14 protein-coding genes and 1 pseudogene are annotated in these 16,393 nt (G+C 66.8%); 4 read left to right on the plus strand and 11 right to left on the minus strand.

Features of this window, described 5'->3' with window-relative positions:
* Positions 1 to 84 precede the first annotated feature (84 nt).
* Entirely contained in the window at positions 85 to 714 is a 630-nt protein-coding gene (locus AC1DQ3_RS24760) for a glutathione S-transferase family protein (RefSeq protein WP_477122798.1), read from the plus strand.
* A gap of 84 nt (positions 715 to 798) precedes the next feature.
* Complete coding sequence (locus AC1DQ3_RS24765) at positions 799 to 1,167, plus strand: nuclear transport factor 2 family protein (protein ID WP_477122799.1); 369 nt, start codon at positions 799 to 801, stop codon at positions 1,165 to 1,167.
* 134 nt (positions 1,168 to 1,301) lie between these two features.
* Here the strand turns inward: AC1DQ3_RS24765 and AC1DQ3_RS24770 are convergent, their stop codons facing one another.
* From AC1DQ3_RS24770 to AC1DQ3_RS24800, 7 genes and pseudogenes are all read right to left on the minus strand, one after another.
* A complete protein-coding gene (locus AC1DQ3_RS24770) occupies positions 1,302 to 2,504 on the minus strand; it encodes a ribonucleotide-diphosphate reductase subunit beta (protein WP_477122800.1) in 1,203 nt (400 codons plus the stop codon).
* 73 nt (positions 2,505 to 2,577) lie between these two features.
* Positions 2,578 to 5,424, minus strand: a pseudogene (locus AC1DQ3_RS24775) (ribonucleoside-diphosphate reductase subunit alpha); the annotation flags it as partial.
* Positions 5,425 to 5,927: 503 nt separating this feature from the next.
* On the minus strand, positions 5,928 to 6,545 hold the full coding sequence (ampD, locus tag AC1DQ3_RS24780) for a 1,6-anhydro-N-acetylmuramyl-L-alanine amidase AmpD (protein WP_477122801.1): 618 nt from the start codon (positions 6,543 to 6,545) through the stop codon (positions 5,928 to 5,930).
* Positions 6,538 to 8,256 (minus strand): sigma-54-dependent transcriptional regulator, encoded by a 1,719-nt coding sequence (locus AC1DQ3_RS24785; protein WP_477122802.1) that lies wholly within the window; start codon positions 8,254 to 8,256, stop codon positions 6,538 to 6,540. Before AC1DQ3_RS24785 ends, ampD begins: the two co-directional genes overlap by 8 nt.
* Positions 8,257 to 8,339: 83 nt before the next feature.
* Positions 8,340 to 10,409 carry a sensor histidine kinase gene (locus tag AC1DQ3_RS24790; protein WP_477122803.1) on the minus strand — a complete coding sequence of 690 codons (2,070 nt, stop codon included), beginning with the start codon at positions 10,407 to 10,409 and terminating at the stop codon, positions 8,340 to 8,342.
* A 68-nt stretch (positions 10,410 to 10,477) separates the two neighbouring features.
* Entirely contained in the window at positions 10,478 to 10,759 is a 282-nt protein-coding gene (locus AC1DQ3_RS24795) for a PP0621 family protein (RefSeq protein WP_477122804.1), read from the minus strand.
* Positions 10,760 to 10,766: 7 nt separating this feature from the next.
* Complete coding sequence (locus tag AC1DQ3_RS24800; protein ID WP_477122805.1) at positions 10,767 to 11,696, minus strand: cytochrome C assembly family protein; 930 nt, start codon at positions 11,694 to 11,696, stop codon at positions 10,767 to 10,769.
* Between the two features lie 103 nt (positions 11,697 to 11,799).
* On the opposite strand from AC1DQ3_RS24800, the gene ffh reads away from it, so the two are divergent.
* Positions 11,800 to 13,194 carry a signal recognition particle protein gene (gene ffh, locus AC1DQ3_RS24805; protein ID WP_477122806.1) on the plus strand — a complete coding sequence of 465 codons (1,395 nt, stop codon included), beginning with the start codon at positions 11,800 to 11,802 and terminating at the stop codon, positions 13,192 to 13,194.
* A gap of 86 nt (positions 13,195 to 13,280) precedes the next feature.
* Entirely contained in the window at positions 13,281 to 13,823 is a 543-nt protein-coding gene (locus AC1DQ3_RS24810) for a hypoxanthine-guanine phosphoribosyltransferase (RefSeq protein ID WP_477122807.1), read from the plus strand.
* Here AC1DQ3_RS24810 and AC1DQ3_RS24815 read toward each other — a convergent pair.
* The 4 genes from AC1DQ3_RS24815 to AC1DQ3_RS24830 form a co-directional block, all read right to left on the minus strand.
* Positions 13,807 to 14,427, minus strand: coding sequence for a LysE family translocator (locus AC1DQ3_RS24815; RefSeq protein WP_477122808.1), 621 nt, complete (start codon positions 14,425 to 14,427; stop codon positions 13,807 to 13,809). The two genes, AC1DQ3_RS24810 and AC1DQ3_RS24815, sit on opposite strands and share 17 nt — an antisense overlap.
* A 114-nt stretch (positions 14,428 to 14,541) precedes the next feature.
* Positions 14,542 to 14,685, minus strand: coding sequence for a hypothetical protein (locus AC1DQ3_RS24820; protein ID WP_477122809.1), 144 nt, complete (start codon positions 14,683 to 14,685; stop codon positions 14,542 to 14,544).
* On the minus strand, positions 14,682 to 15,635 hold the full coding sequence (locus tag AC1DQ3_RS24825; RefSeq protein ID WP_477122810.1) for a 2OG-Fe(II) oxygenase: 954 nt from the start codon (positions 15,633 to 15,635) through the stop codon (positions 14,682 to 14,684). Before AC1DQ3_RS24825 ends, AC1DQ3_RS24820 begins: the two co-directional genes overlap by 4 nt.
* On the minus strand, positions 15,632 to 16,393 hold the full coding sequence (locus tag AC1DQ3_RS24830; RefSeq protein ID WP_477122811.1) for a lytic transglycosylase domain-containing protein: 762 nt from the start codon (positions 16,391 to 16,393) through the stop codon (positions 15,632 to 15,634). The genes AC1DQ3_RS24825 and AC1DQ3_RS24830 overlap by 4 nt, the downstream gene beginning before the upstream one ends.

Below are 16,393 nucleotides of genomic sequence, written 5' to 3' on the forward strand. Positions count from 1 at the left end.
CGGTGGCACGACCGGCATCGGCCTAGCCACCGCCAAGCGTCTGCAACTGAAGGCGCGCAGGTCTCCACTAGGAAAAATACGACAATGATTGAAGTTCTCGCATTCCCCACGCCCAACAGCGTCAAAGTCCCGATCGCATTGGAAGAGATGGAACTCGACTATCGGCTCGTTCCCGTCAACCTGCGCCAGGGCGAGCAGAAGACCGACGCCTTCAAGGCGATGAATCCCAACGCGAAAGTCCCCGTTCTCATCGACCGTTCCGTTCTCGGAGACGGCGATGTGGTCCTCAGCGAATCCGCCGCGATCCTGGTCTACCTTGCTGAGAAGACCGGACAACTTCTTCCGAAGAATGGCCCCCACCGGGGCAAGGTCTTCGAGCAACTCTTCTTCCACGCGTCCGGCCTCAGCCCGGCGTTCCTCCAAGCGTTTCTGGTCGCGATTCAGTCGTCGCCCCAGCCCGAGGCCCAGGCGCGCGCGCTATCGGAGGTTGACCGGGCGCTGGGCGTGCTCAATCACGGCCTTGAGCATCAACGGTACGTTGCAGGTGACGCCTACAGTATTGCGGACATCGCCCATTTCGGGTGGGCGTGGCGCCATCAGGCCGTCGGTGCAACCCTCGACAAGTTCCCATTCGTCGCGCGATGGTACGCCGAGATCTCGGCTCGACCTGCGGTCGCCAGAGGCATCGCAAAGACCTTGGCGCTTGCTCAGTAATCCGACCGCTGTATGGCTATAGCTAGCATCGATTCACAGTGGCAGGCGATTGAGAGACAACTACTTGCCTTAAGGAGGCAGCCAATGTCCAACAGTATTCCGACACTACTGAGACGCAATCTCGACGTCTTCGGTGAGAACGATCCCGCGCGCCGGCGCGCGCTCATCGATGAAATCTTCACCGAGGATTGCGTATTCCATGACCCCAGCAAGGGCATCTTCCGCGGCCGTGACGAGATCGATCGGATCGCGGGCGCGATCAAGGCAACCCACCCTGACTTCCAGTACCAGCCAATCGCCGAGCCCGATGTGTCGGGCGATGGCGGGCGGATCCGATGGGTATCCGGCCGTCCAGGCGAGGCTCCAGCTTACGCTGGAACTGACTTCATCATTGCCCGGGAAGGCCGCATAGCCGCCGTTTATCTCTTCTTCGACACGCTGCCCCACGGTTAGCTGCGGACTGGAACCAGAGACAAAAAAAACTGCCCCGAGGCAAATGTGCCGAGGGGCAGTCCAGTGTCACGGAAAGGCAGATCTAATGTCGCTAACGACAACGATTCTGGCGGTTACCAAACAGCGAAATCACCTCAATCCCAAGACAACGCCCCACCCGTCTGATACTCGATCACACGCGTCTCGAAGAAATTGCGTTCCTTCTTCAAGTCGATCATCTCGCTCATCCACGGGAACGGGTTTTCCTCGTTCGGGAACAGCTGCTCCAGGCCGATCTGCTGGCAGCGGCGGTTGCAGATGAAGCGCAGGTAGCCCTTGAACATCGGTGCGTTCAGGCCCAGCACGCCGCGCGGCATGGTGTCCTCGGCGTAGCGGTATTCGAGGTCCACGGCCTTCTTGAACAGCGCGGTGATCTCTTCCTTGAACTCGGTGGTCCACAGGTGCGGGTTCTCGAGCTTGATCTGGTTGATCAGGTCGATGCCGAAATTGCAGTGCAGCGATTCGTCGCGCAGGATGTACTGGTACTGCTCGGCGGCGCCGGTCATCTTGTTCTGGCGGCCCATTGCCAGGATCTGCGTGAAGCCCACATAGAAGAACAGGCCTTCCATGATGCAGGCGAACACGATCAGGGACTTGAGCAGCTTCTGGTCGTTTTCCGGCGTGCCGGTCTTGAAGGCCGGGTCGGTCAGCGTGTCGATGAACGGGATCAGGAACTCGTCCTTGTCGCGGATCGACTGTACTTCGTGGTACGCATTGAAGATCTCGGCTTCATTCAGGCCGAGCGACTCCACGATGTACTGGTAGGCGTGCGTGTGGATCGCTTCTTCAAACGCCTGGCGCAGCAGGTACTGGCGGCATTCCGGCGCGGTGATCTGGCGGTAGGTGCCCAGCACGATGTTGTTGGCGGCCAGCGAATCGGCGGTGACGAAGAAGCCGAGGTTGCGCTTGATGATGCGGCGCTCGTCTTCGGTCAGGCCGTTCGGGTCCTTCCACAGCGCGATGTCGCGCGACATGTTGATTTCCTGCGGCATCCAGTGGTTGGCGCAGCCGGCCAGGTATTTTTCCCAGGCCCACTTGTACTTGAACGGCACCAGCTGGTTGACGTCGGTCGAGCCGTTGATGACGCGCTTGTCGGCGGCGTTCACGCGGCGGTCCGTCGGCGCGTCGGACGCCGGCAGGTTGCCGAGGATGCCCGTGCCGGCGGGTTGCGTGGCGGCCGGCGGCAGCACGCCGTGCTGGTCGACAGAGCGTGCGGCAGCAGGCATGGCGGCGGGATTCGGCGCGGACTGCGGGGCAGCCTGCGGGGTGGCTTGAACGTCGTCGTCCCAGCTCAGCATGATGTGGTTCTCCGTGGAATGCTTTGATTGCCGTGGCCCACGCCCCGCGCGAAAGGCGCGGCGCGGGCCACCGCGGGTGATCGATGCCGGCGGCGCTGATGCCACCTTCGCTACCCGACGACACGGCGTTGAGCGAGCCGCGCGACACGGTGGATTTCTCCACGTGGGTGGCCGCCATCGTGCGCAGGTAGTACGTGGTCTTCAGGCCGCGCAGCCAGGCCAGCTTGTAGGTGTCGTCCAGCTTCTTGCCCGAGGCGCCGGCCATGTAGATGTTCAGCGACTGGGCCTGGTCGATCCACTTCTGGCGGCGGCTGGCGGCTTCCACCAGCCAGCTCGGCTCGACTTCGAACGCGGTGGCGTAGATGTCGCGCAGGTCTTGCGGGATGCGGTCGATGCGGGCCAGCTTGCCGTCGAAATACTTCAGGTCGGCGACCATCACTTCGTCCCACAGGCCACGTGCCTTCAGGTCGCGCACCAGATAGTCGTTGACCACCGTGAACTCGCCCGACAGGTTGGACTTGACGTACAGGTTCTGGAAGGTCGGTTCGATGCAGGCCGACACGCCGATGATGTTCGAGATCGTGGCCGTGGGCGCGATCGCGATGCAGTTCGAGTTGCGCATGCCATGCTGCTTGATGCGCGCGCGCAGGCTGTCCCAGTCCATGGTCGAGGAGTGATCCACTTCCAGGTAGCCGCCGCGTTCATCGGCCAGCAGCTTGAGCGAGTCCTGCGGCAGGATGCCGCGATCCCACAGCGAACCTTCATAGGTGCTGTAGCGGCCACGTTCTTCGGCCAGCTCGCTGGAAGCGCGGTAGGCGTAGTAGCACACCGCTTCCATCGAGGTGTCGGCGAACTGCACCGCGGCGTCGCTGGCGTACGGCAGGCGCAGCATGTGCAGGCAGTCCTGGAAGCCCATGATGCCCATGCCGACCGGACGGTGGCGCAGGTTGGAATTGCGCGCCTTCTCGACCGCGTAGTAGTTGATGTCGATCACGTTGTCGAGCATGCGCATCGCGGTGCGGATGGTCTTCTCGAGCTTGGCGTGGTCGAGCACCTGGGTGCCGTCGGCCTGTTGCTTCAGGTGGGCGACCAGGTTCACCGAACCCAGGTTGCACACCGCGATCTCGTTGTCGTCGGTGTTGAGCGTGATTTCCGTGCACAGGTTGGAGCTGTGCACCACGCCCACGTGCTGCTGCGGGCTGCGGATGTTGCACGGATCCTTGAAGGTGATCCAGGGGTGGCCGGTCTCGAACAGCATGCCCAGCATCTTGCGCCACAGCTGCATGGCGGGGATCTTCTTGAACAGCTTCAGCTCGCCATTGGCGGCCTTGGCTTCATAGCCCAGGTAGGCGGCTTCGAAGGCCTTGCCGACCTTGTCGTGCAGGTCCGGGCAGCTGGCGGGCGAGAACAGTGTCCACTCGCCGCCTTCCATCACGCGCTTCATGAACAGGTCGGGAATCCAGTTCGCCGTGTTCATGTCGTGGGTGCGGCGGCGGTCGTCGCCGGTGTTCTTGCGCAGTTCGAGGAATTCCTCGATGTCCAGGTGCCAGGTTTCCAGGTAGGCGCAGACCGCGCCCTTGCGCTTGCCGCCCTGGTTGACCGCCACGGCGGTGTCGTTCACCACCTTCAGGAACGGCACCACGCCTTGCGACTTGCCGTTGGTGCCCTTGATGTGCGAGCCGAGGGCGCGCACGTTGGTCCAGTCGTTGCCCAGGCCGCCGGCGAACTTGGAGAGCAGCGCGTTTTCCTTGAGCGCTTCGTAGATGCCTTCGAGGTCGTCCGACACGGTGGTCAGGTAGCACGACGACAGCTGCGAGCGGCGGGTGCCCGCGTTGAACAGGGTCGGCGTGGACGACATGAAGTCGAACGACGACAGCAGCTGGTAGAACTCGATGGCACGTGCCTCGCGGTCCTTCTCGCCCAGCGCCAGGCCCATCGCCACGCGCATGAAGAATGCCTGCGGCATTTCGATGCGGGTTTCCTCGATGTGCAGGAAGTAGCGGTCGTACAGGGTCTGCAGGCCCAGGTAGTTGAACTGGAAGTCGCGCTGGGCGTCCAGCGCCGCGCCCAGGCGGGCCAGGTCATAGGTGGCCAGCTTCTCGTCGAGCAGTTCGGCCTCGATGCCGCGCGCGATGAACTTGGGGAAGTACTCGGCGTAGCGTGACACCATCTGGGTCTGGGTCACTTCGGCGCCCAGGATTTCCTTGCGGATGGTGTGCAGCAGGATACGCGCGGTGACCTGGCTGTACGCCGGGTCCTTCTCGATCAGGGTGCGCGCGGCCAGGATGGCGGAGTCGTAGACCTGGGTCATCGGCACGCCGTCGTACAGGTTCTTCAGCGTTTCCTTCAGGATCGGCTCGGCGCTGACGGCATCGCCCAGGCCCGAGCAGGCGTTGTCGATCAGGCCATGCAGCGAGCCCAGATCCAGCACGCGGGCCACGCCGCCGTCGGTCACGTTGAACGTGGCGCCGCCTTCCTGCACGCGGGCCACCGCCTGGGCGTTGGCCTGGGCGCGTTCCTGGGTGCGCTTCTCGCGGTACAGCACATAGGAGCGGGCCACCTCATGCTCGCCCGAGCGCATCAGCGCCAGTTCGACGTGGTCCTGCACGTCCTCGATATGGAAGGTGCCGCCATTGGGGCGGCTGCGCAGCAGCGCGCGGACCACGTTCTGGGTCACTTGCTCGACCACTTCGCGCACACGCGCCGAAGCGGCGCCCTGCCCGCCGTTGACGGCGAGGAAGGCCTTGGTCACCGCTACCGAGATCTTGCTCGGCTCGAACGCCACCACGGCGCCGTTGCGGCGGATGAGCTTGTAGTCCTGGTAGCTGCCGGCAGCGGCGGTAGCGGGGCTCGACTGCGGATTCGCTGCTGCACCGGCGGCGCCTGCGCCGCTGGAAAATTCGTTCTGGGCTGTCTGCATGAGGAACTCCTGTTCTGACCCGTTGTTATATGAGTGACAAAGAGTCCCGAGCAGAATGCATACAAAGACACAGAAACGCCGCCCGGTCCTGCCCGGGAGGGACGCGCTGCCTTGCTGGATTCTGCTGGGACTCTTGTGATGCTCCGACCCTTCGGCGGACCGCAGCCAACGCTGCGGCGGAAACTGCACACCTAGGCCGGCTCCCCGAAAGCACCACTATATCTAGTGGTCGATGCGAAAAACTGGACTAAGTATAGTGAAACGGAACCGTTTCACCAGTCTTGACAAGCGCTTTTTTGGCGCGAATTCCGGTGCAGGCGCAGCATGCGGCGCTGCGCCATACCCGCCAGCCCAAGAGGCGCAAGGGATCCGGCCCGGCGGTGCGTTACCGCACTGTGACGAGAAATTTTTTTGATTGAGCAGGCCGCTCCGATAGGCATGGACTTTATCAGGGTTTTCCCCAGGTCAGCACTATCACCCAGACCCCGCAATCGGGGCTTGCTTCAAGGCGGGGCTTTGCGGTAAGGGAGGAGCGCGGGGGCCAAGCCAGCGGCGGCGGCAAAGGCCGCCCAGTCGAAATGCGGCCCGGGATCCGTCTTGCGTCCGGGCGCGATATCGCTGTGTCCTGCCACCGCCCGCACCGGGTAGGCGGCGAACAGGGCGCGCGTCAGCGCGGCGGCAGTGTGGTATTGCGCCAACGTGAACGGCTGGTCGTCACTGCCTTCGATCTCGATGCCGATGGAAAAGTCGTTGCAACGGGGCCGGCCGAAGAACGCAGACTGGCCCGCATGCCAGGCCCGGTCCAGGCAGGAAACGAACTGGACCAGTTCGCCCTCTCGCGTCACCAGGAAATGCGCCGAGACCTGCACCTGATGGATCGTCGCGAAGAAGGGATGGCGGGACGGGTCGAGGCGGTTCTGGAAGAAGGCCTCGATATCGCCGCTGCCGAACTGGCCGGGCGGCAGGCTGATATTGTGGATCACCACCAGGTCCACCGGCACGTGCGCGGGCCGGGCGTCGAAGTTGGGCGACGGCACGCGGCGCGCGGCGGGCACCCAGCCGGCCGCGTCGGGGTTGAAGACCGGGCCGGCCACGATCTTGCCGTTGTCTTGCTCAGGCATCGCGCTCTCCATTGGCGGCAAGCACCCCGCCCAACGCGCCATCGGGCATCGCTTCGCCGGGGTCGGCGGCACCGTCGGCCGCATCGTCGCGCCCCTCGCGAATGCCAAGCTGCTGGATGCGGTAACGCAGTTGCCGGAAACTCAGCCCCAGCAGCGGCGCGGCGGCGGTGCGGTTGAAGCCGGTCTGTTGCAGCGCCTGCAGGATCAGGTCGCGCTCAAGCGCCTCCAGCCGGCCCGGCAGGTCGATCGGGAAGGTCGCGCGACCGGTCTCTCCCGCCCCCTCGTCCAACGCGGCGGGCTGCGCGAGCGCAGCCGCTTGATCGCCCGATCGGGCTTCGGGCCGCGCTTCGGGGTGGCGATCCAGCCCGCGGTCAGGCTGGAGATCGGGCGGGAAACCGGGCATCGACGCCGGCGCGGCGGGCGGCGGCGGCGCATCGGCCCCTGCGAAGGCAGGCCCAGGCGCCGGGGCCGCCGGGGACGGCGAGGCGGACGAGTGCGGCGCGGCCGAATGCCCCGTGCCCGCGTCCAACGGGCCAAGGTCGTCCACCTCGATGACTGTGCCTTCCGCGAAGGCATAGGCGCGTTCGAGCAGGTTCTCCAGCTCACGCACATTGCCCGGGAACGCATAGTCGGACAGGCGTTGCAACGCGGTCGCGGCCAGCCGCTTGGGATGGGGGTCGCCATAGCGCACCGCCAGGTGCTCCAGGATGGCGCCCGCCAGCACCGGGATATCCTCGTGCCGTTCGCGCAGCGTCGGCACGCGCAGCGCCAGCACGTTGAGCCGGTAGAACAGATCCTGGCGGAACTGGCCGGACGCAACCATCGCGGAGAGGTCCTTGTGGCTGGCGCACAGCACCCGCACGTCCACGCTCTCCTCGCGGCTCGCGCCGATCTTGCGCACGCGCCGCTCCTGCAGCACGCGCAGCAGCTTGACCTGCATCGCCAGCGGCAGGTCGGCCACCTCGTCGAGCAGCAGGGTGCCGCCGTTGGCGGCCTGGAAAAAGCCCCCGCGCTCGGCGTCCGCGCCGGTGAAGGCGCCCTTCACATGGCCGAAGAACTCCGATTCCATCAGGGTTTCGGGGATGGCGCCGCAATTGACCGCGATAAAGGGGTGCGCAGCACGCGCGCTGACCTCGTGGATGGCACGCGCGGCGCGCTCCTTGCCGCTGCCGGACTCGCCGCTGATGACGATCGGCGCCATGCTGCGCGCCAGCCGGGATAGCGAGCGGCGCACCTCGCGCATGGCCTGTGAATGGCCCGGCAGCAGGCTGGCCGCGCGGTCCGTATGCTCCGGCAGCGCCCCGCCGGCGCCCTCGGCGCCATCGCGCTGCTGGCGACCCAGCGCATTGAGGATCAGGCTGCGCAGCTGGTCCAGCGAGACCGGCTTGGCAATGTAGTCGAAGGCGCCCGCCTTGAGCGCCTCCACGGCGTTGTCGGCGCTGCCGTAGGCGGTGATCACGGCGACCGGCACCCGTTCCGGCGCGCTGGAGAGCTGTCGCACGATATCGATGCCCAGCCCGTCGCCGAGCCGCATGTCGGTCAGCACCAGGCTGTAGCGGCGCGCGGCAAGCTGCTGGCGCGCCTCCGCCAGCGAGCCCGCCAGCACCACGTCATGGCCCATGCGGCGGATCGAGATATCGAGCAGTTCTCGCAGGTCGGCCTCGTCGTCGATGACGAGTATCGGGTCGGGGCCTGGCGTCTTGATGGGCATGGGTCTGCGTCTGGCGGTATGGCGAAGTGGAATCGGCGCACGGCGGCTCGCTGGCGGTAAACCGTTCGCGGCGGCAGCGCGGCTCAGCCGCCCGCGCTGTCCGGCGCGTCGAGGCGCAAGGTCAGGACAAAGGCCTTGGCCGGCAGTGTATCGCGTGCCGCGGGCGCCAGCATGCCGGTCTGCGCCAGCAGCGCGTCGAGCGAAATCGTACCGTAGCGCACCTGGGCGTCGTTGGCGCCGCATAGCTCGCGCGCCATGAAGAGGCCCAGGCCGGTGCCCTRCGCGTTGCTGGTAAAGAAGGGCTCGAACAGGGTGCGCTGGTGCTCGCGCGACACCTCGACGCCATCGTTCCAGACGATCAGTTCGGCGTGGTGCTGGTCCAGCGTGTGGGCTAGCAGCCGGATCGCGCCGGGCAGGCGACTGCAATAGCGCCAGGCGTTGTCGAGCAGGTTGCCAAGCACCTGCTGCAGCTGCGAGGGATCGAAGATGACCGGGCGCGGCACGTCCACCGTGAGCCGGATAGCATTGGCGTTGATCTCCGCCGGACGCGGCACGCGCCGCGCGCCGACCGGATCGTCGCTGGTGGAACGCGAGCGCATCTCCAGCCGCCAGCGGCCAACGATCTCGGGCAGGGCCTGGTTCAGGTCCACGGCGGCGCGCTCGGTGCGCGGGCGGCGCGACATCTGCAAGATATCCGACACCACCTGGTCGAGCCGGCGCACATTGTCATGGATGATGCGCAGCAGCCTGGCGTCCACATCGCCCTCGGGCTGCCCCGTGTCGGCGGGTCGCGCGCCGCGGCGGCTGGTCTCGGCCAGCAGTTCGCTGGCCTGGCTGATGGCCGCCAGCGGATTGCGGATCTGGTGCGCCACGCTGGCCACCAGCCGCCCCATGGCGGCCAGTTTTTCCTGCTGCACCTGCTCGGCGATGCGCTCCCAGCTCTCGATATGGACCAGCACCGTATCGCGCATCTCGCTGCGCAGCAGAGCCTCGTCCTCCGGGCGCCAGGCCATCGCCTCGTTCTGCGCGATGGCCAGGCGCAGCCGGGCCGCGGCCTCGGGCGACAGGTCGTTCCAGGTGCCGGTGTTCATGGCATTCTGCGCGCCGAGCGAGACCGACAGCGAGGAAGCAAAGGTCGAACGCAGGCTGGCCAGCCCCGGCAGCAGGAAGCGCAGCCGCAGCCGCGTATGCAGGATGGGTCCCCGGCCTGAGGAGGGCCGCGAAGGCAGCGGCAGCAACTGCAGGATGCGCGGCGCGTCGTCCTTGCTGCGCACCCAGTCGCGCAGCATCTCCATCAGCGGCTGCAGGCGGGGAATCTGGCGCAGGTCGAACAGCGCGTCGCGCCCGGTGGCGGGCGTGTCCGTCTGCTTGCCCCGTTCGGCGGGCTGCACGCCCAACAGCACCACCGCGGCCGGGTTGGCGGCCACCACCGCGCCGTTGGCGCGCAACAGCATCACGCCGTCCTGCATGTCGTTGACCATCAGCCGGTTGACCAGCTGCTGCAGGCGCAGCTCCTGCTCGCGCGCCAGCGCCAGCCGCTCCTGCGCAAGCTGGCGGTTGGCCAGCAGGTACATCAGCGAGGCCGCGATCATGAAGACCAGGCCGTACAGCCCCGAGCCCAGCAGGCCCGCGTCGGCCTGGCGCAGCAGCAGGGTCTGCGCGAAGGGGGCGCTCATCACCACCAGCGCCGAGGCCGCCGCGGCGAACAGCGCGAACAGCAGGCTGGTAAGCGCGCCAGCCTGCAGCGCGGGCAACAGGAAGATCATGGCCAGCCCCTCGCCGCCATGACCCTGCGCGAGAAAGATCAGGCCCAGCAGGACCAGGTCGGCCAGTACCTGGGCGCGCACCCGCAGGTGAAAGCCGCGGCGCCACCACAAGGCCGAGACCACCAGCGCCAGCGCCATCGCGGCATAGGGCACGGCCAGCGGCAACGCGGCCAGGACGTTGCCCAGCGCCTGCGAGGCCCGTCCGGGCTCGGCCCGTTGCGCGGGCAGCCAGGCGAAGCCCAGCAGCACCACGGCCACCGCCAGCCGGGTCCAGCAGAAATAGCGCAGCAGGCGCCAGTGGAATTCAGGGGGCTCCGGCTGGCGCCACATCTCGGCGAGGCTGCGCCATGCGTTCAGGCGGGACCAGAACGAGAGGTGACCGCTCATGGGGCCGCTTGTGGGACCGCTTGTGGGACCGCTTGTGGGACCGCTTGTGGGGCCGCTCACGGGGCCATTCATGCAGCAGGGCTGCCCGGATCGCTGTCGGCCGGCAGATGGGCGCGCCGGCAGTAGTGCAGGCCGCGATAGGCGATCGCCTCTCCCTGCGGCAGGTGCACGCCGCACTGCGCGCATTGCACCATCGGTTCCTGCGGGGGAGCGGGCTGGGTACGCGCTTGCGGCCCTGGCGCGGAGCCATGCCGGGCGGCGCGCTCCTCCCGCTGGCGCGCCGCGGCGCGCTGTCGAAGCCACCAGAAGAAGCCCAGCACCACGGCCAGGACCAGGAAAATGCGTGCCATGCCAGCCTCAGAGTCGGTGCAGTATGACTTCGATGACGAAACGGCTGCCGACATAAGCCAGCAGCAGAATGCCGAAGGATGCGATCACCCAGCGCAGGGCGGTGCGGCCGCGCCAGCCGTAGAAGGTGCGTCCGGCCAGGATACCGGCGAACATCACCCACGACAGCAACGCGAATACGGTCTTGTGGTCGAACCGGAAGGCCCGGCCGAACAGTTGCTCGGAGAACAGCAGGCCCGACAGGATGGTCAGCGTCAGCAGCACGAAGCCGGCGCCGATCAGGCGGAACAGCAGCTTTTCCAGCGTCAGCAAGGGCGGCAGCAGGTCCAGCCAGCGGCCCACCCATTGCGCCGGCTCGCCGGCCTTGCCGAGCTGGGGCGAGCGGTTGAATCCGTGCAGGCGGCGTTCGGCCAGCAGCATCAGGAAGGCGTGGAAGGCCGCCAGCGTGAACAGGCCATAGGCCACATTGGCGATGATGAAGTGCAGCTTGAACAGCGGCCGCGCCGCGTAGCCCAGTATCTGCGAGCCTGGAAAGGCCAGCGGCATCAGGCTGGCCAGCATCGCCACCGGGATCACGATCAGGCCAAGGCCGGCCAGCGAGAAAAAGAAGCTCTCGATCCAGTAGATGCCCACACCCAGCCACAACATGGCGGACAGCGCGAAGGCAAACCCGAATACCATGCGGTCGGCCGGGAAGATGGTTTCATGCAGCAGCAGGCCGTGGCTGGCCACCGCGGCCAGCATCAGGATGTGCCACCAGGCCGGCCGGGCCTCGCCGCGCCCGCCTCCCCCGCTGCCCTGCAGCAGCACGGTGGTTGCCGCGCCCCCGATGGCGCCGCCGGCGCCGGCGGCCGATAGCTGCAGGTTGCGCGTCGCCCAGCCGTGATAGGCCAGGCCGCAATAGAGAAGTGCCGTCAAGGCATACAGTACAATGGCCATTTGCACAGTTTACCTTAGCGCCCCGTCCCGGTGGCGCCCCGCTTGAGCCGGGTCGCGAGCCCGCATCAAGCCTCGATCAAGCCCTATCCCCCGGACTTCTGCCATGCTGGACAATCTCACTCAACGCCTGGCGCGGGTCGTCAAGACCATGCGCGGCGAGGCTCGCCTGACCGAAGCCAATACCGCCGAAATGCTGCGCGAGGTGCGCCTGGCCATGCTGGAGGCCGACGTCGCCTTGCCGGTCGTGCGCGAATTCATCGCCCGCGTGAAGGAAAAAGCACTCGGCGAAGATGTGGTATCTAGCCTGACCCCGGGCCAGGCGCTGGTTGGCGTGGTGCAGCGCGAGCTGACTGCCGTCATCGGCGGCGAGGAAAGCCTGACCGCCGGCGACAAGAGCGGCGAGCTGAACCTGGCGGTGCAGCCGCCCGCCATCATCCTGATGGCCGGCCTGCAGGGCGCGGGCAAAACCACCACGGTGGGCAAGCTGGCCAAGTGGCTCAAGGAAAACAAGAAGAAGAAAGTGCTGACGGTGTCGTGCGACGTCTACCGTCCCGCCGCTATCGCCCAGCTCAAGACCGTGTCCGAGCAGGTCGGCGCCGACTTCTTCCCCTCCGAGCCCAACCAGAAGCCGGTGGACATCGCCCGCGCCGCGGTGGATTGGGCCCGCAAGCATTATCACGACGTGCTGATCGTCGATACGGCAGGCCGCCTGGGTATCGACGAAGCGATGATGCAGGAAATCGCCGCGCTGCACGCCGAGATCAAGCCGGTCGAAACCCTGTTCGTGGTCGACGCCATGCTGGGCCAGGATGCGGTCAACACCGCGCGCGCCTTCCATGACGCGCTGCCGCTGAGCGGCGTGGTGCTGACCAAGCTGGACGGCGATGCGCGCGGCGGCGCCGCGCTGTCGGTGCGCCACATCACCGGCTGCCCGATCAAGTTCGTCGGCGTTGGCGAAAAGCTCGATGGCCTGGAGCCCTTCTACCCCGATCGCATGGCCCAGCGGATCCTGGGCATGGGCGACATCCTCGCCCTGGTCGAGGAAGCCCAGCGCGGCGTGGACATGGAAGCCGCCGAGAAGCTGGCCAAGAAGATCAAGAAGACGGGCGACTTCGACCTCGAAGACTTCAAGGCCCAGATCGGCCAGATGAAGAAGATGGGCGGCCTGGGCAGCCTGGTGGACAAGCTGCCGGCGCAATTCGCCCAGCAAGCCCAGGGTGCCAATATGGACGTGGCTGAGAAGCAGGTGCGCCGCATGGAAGGCATCATCAACAGCATGACCGCGGCCGAGCGCGCCAAGCCGGACCTGATCAAGGCCAGCCGCAAGCGCCGCATCGCCACCGGCGCCGGCGTGCCGGTGCAGGAAGTCAACCGCCTGCTCAACCAGTTCGACCAGATGCAGACCATGATGAAAAAGCTCAAGGGCGGCGGCATGATGAAGATGATGCGCTCGATGGGCGCGATGAAGGGCGGCATGAAGGGACTCTTCAACCGCTGAGCCATTCCGCGTGGCGGCGCTCTCCCCCCGGCGGCCGCTACGCTACCCGCAAAAGACAAGACAGAGACAGAGACAGGATCCACATCATGATGACCGCCGAACAGGCTCGCGAGCTTTGGGCCAACTCCGAGGAAATCGTCAGCGCGCAAGCCGTCCAGGAATCGCTGGACCGCATGGCCGGCGAGATTACGGAAAAGATGGGCGACACCTTCCCGCTGGTGCTGTCGGTAATGGGCGGCGCGGTGGTTTTCACCGGCATGCTGCTGCCCAGGCTGGCCTTCCCGCTGGAATTCGACTACATCCACCTCTCGCGCTACAACAACAAGACGGTGGGCGGCGAGATGCAATGGCGCGTGGCGCCGCGCGAGTCGGTCAAGGGCCGCATCGTGCTGGTGCTGGACGACATCCTGGATGAAGGCGAGACCATGGCGGCCATCCGCCAGCGCATCATGGATATGGGCGCCACCGCCGTCTACGCGGCCGTGCTATGCGAGAAGGTGCTGCAGAAGCCCAAGCCCATGCATCCGGATTTCTGCGGCTTCACCGTGCCGGAGCGCTATGTCTTCGGCTGCGGCATGGACGCCCACGGCTACTGGCGCAACCTGCCCGCCATCAGGGCCTTGCGCTGAGGATCGGCCACAGCGAAGCCAGCAGCAACAGCGCCATCGCCACGTTGAACAGGCGCAGCACCCGCGGCTGCGCCAGCCAGCGCCGCAAGGCCGAGCCGAACACGGCCCACATCGCCACGCTGGGCAGGTTGATCACGGCGAACAGCCCCGCCACCAGCAACACATTCAGCCAGACATTGCCGTGCAGCACGTAGGTGCTGCATGCGCCCACCGCCATCACCCACGCCTTGGGATTGACCCACTGGAACGCGGCCGCGGCGAGGAAGCCCATGGGCTTGCCGACTTCGCTTTCCTGGATCCCGCCCGACGTTGCCAGCTTCCATGCCAGCCAGGCGAGATAGACTGCCGCCACCATGCGCAATACCTGCCACGCCCACGGGAAAACGGCGAACAGGGAACCCAGCCCAAGGCCGACCACCGCCACCATCAGGCCGAAGCCGGCGCTGATGCCCAGCACATGGGGCACGGTGCGGGCAAAGCCGAAGTTCACGCCCGAGGCCAGCACCATGGTGTTGTTGGGGCCGGGGGTGATCGAGGATACGAGGGCGAAGGCGCAAAAGGCGGCAAACACGCCGGATCCGGCAACAAGCTGGGGCAGTGCCATGAAGGCTCCATCACATACGAAAAGGACTGTTGGCAGTCTAGCCTCAGGCAACAGTACAGTACCGGTACAGTTAACCAGAAAACTGACAATACGCCTTGCGCGGCGCGCCGCCGGTCACGGATGGTCCGACAAGTTCGGATGGGTATGCGGCAGGCAGGCCGCGGCGCTGTCGCTGGCGCGCCGGCTTTCGACATACGGCATGGCGGGATCGAACCAGTAGCGGGCCGGCTGCGTGCCCGCCCCGGAGCGGCGCATCATTCGCTCCGGTACGGCCTCTCGCGCAGCCATTTGGTGGCGATCCATTTCTCGCCCTCCTCGACCGGCAGGCCGGCGTGCAGCGTGCGCACATCCAGCGAGCCGTCGGATTTGCGATAGCTGAAATAGACGGCATTGCCCTTGACCGGCGCCACTTCGAGGCCAAGCTTGGGGAAAGCGGTGGCACCGCCGGCTGTCGGGCTGTTCAGGTAGATCACCAGGGTGGCCACGCGTTGCCCGCCCACCCTTAGCTGRCGCGCTTCGCCGGGCCGCTGCGGGTTGAAGTAATCGTAATGCGGCTGGTACTCGCCGCCGGGCTTGTAGTTGAGTATCTGCAAACCCTCGCCACGATCCGCCGCGATGCCGGTCACCGCGGCGATGCACGCCTCGATGCGCTCGATCAGCGGATGCTCGCCCACCTGGAACATCGCGCCCAGGCTGGTGCGCGCCTCGATCAGGTTCTCGTCGCCGGTATCGGGGTTGATCACCGGCGAGCGCGCCAGGCGGCCGCGCGCCAGCTCCATCAGACCGTCGCATTCGGCGTCGGTCAGGAGTTGCTGGAACAGGGTGACGCGCGGCGCGGCGAGCGTGAACAGGATGGGAATCTCGCGCCCGGCATGATGGGCGGCATTGCGGCTGGCAGGCGCACCGGCATGGCCGCCAGGATCGCCATGATCCCCGGCAAGCTTGTCGACGCCCGGCTCGGCTGCCATCTCCGCGGCGGTGTCCGCCACGGTCCCACGCGCCTCGGAGCGCGCCGCGGCAGCCAGCGCAGCGGCCACCGTGGCTCGCGCGAAGGCCATGTCGTAGCCGGACTGGCACATCGACTGCACCAGCGCCTCGGCACCGAAACCCTGCCCGATATGGCGCCGCAGCCAGCGCTCCAGATCCGCGGAGGACCTGGTGTAGCCGGCCTTGCCAGTGGTACTGGGAGTGCCGGGCGTGCCGCTCATGAGGGATTGGCCAGTCGCTGCGGCGAGAACGGATTGCGCGCCGGCGCCTCGGGCGGCACCGCACGGCTGCGGGGCGCCGTGCCGGCATCGGGGTCTCCGGCCACGGTGACGGTCGCCTCGGAGTACTGCCAGCGTTTCCAGGCCGCCAGCACCGCGTTGGGATATTCGGGACGGCCCCGGCTGCCGTTGTAGCGGCCCAGCGCCAGGAACAGGTCGCCCTGCTCGCGGTCCAGATAGTGCCGCAGGATGGTGCAGCCGTAGCGCAGGTTGCTCTGCAGGTGGAACAGCTTGCGGGCGTCGCCGTCGCCGACGCTGCGCACCCAGAACGGCATCACCTGCATCAGCCCGCGGGCGCCGGCCGAGCTGATCGCGTACTTGCGGAAGTTGCTCTCGACCTGCACCAGGCCGAGCACCAGCGCCGGTTCCAGCCCGGCGCGCTTGGCTTCGTAGTAAGCGGTCTCGATCAGTTCGATGCGCACCTGCGGCTCGGGGATGCGCCCGGCCAGCCGGTGCGACATCTCCTCCAGCCACTTGATATACGCCAGCTGCTCGCCACCGGTGGCGAAGGCCGGGCGCAGCGGGCGGCTGTCGGCGATGGCCGCCGCCAGCGCGCCGCGCACCGAATCGGCCAGAGCCTCTTCCTTCTGCGCCCCCGCATGCGCGGCGGCGCTCAGCAGCACCAGCAGCAAGCCGGCACCCGCCCGCGCCAGGCGCAGGCGGCGGCCCTGGATCAGACCCGGCAGGCGAGGCGGGCCCAT

The sequence above is a fragment of the Cupriavidus sp. 01T418 genome, from assembly GCF_056398885.1.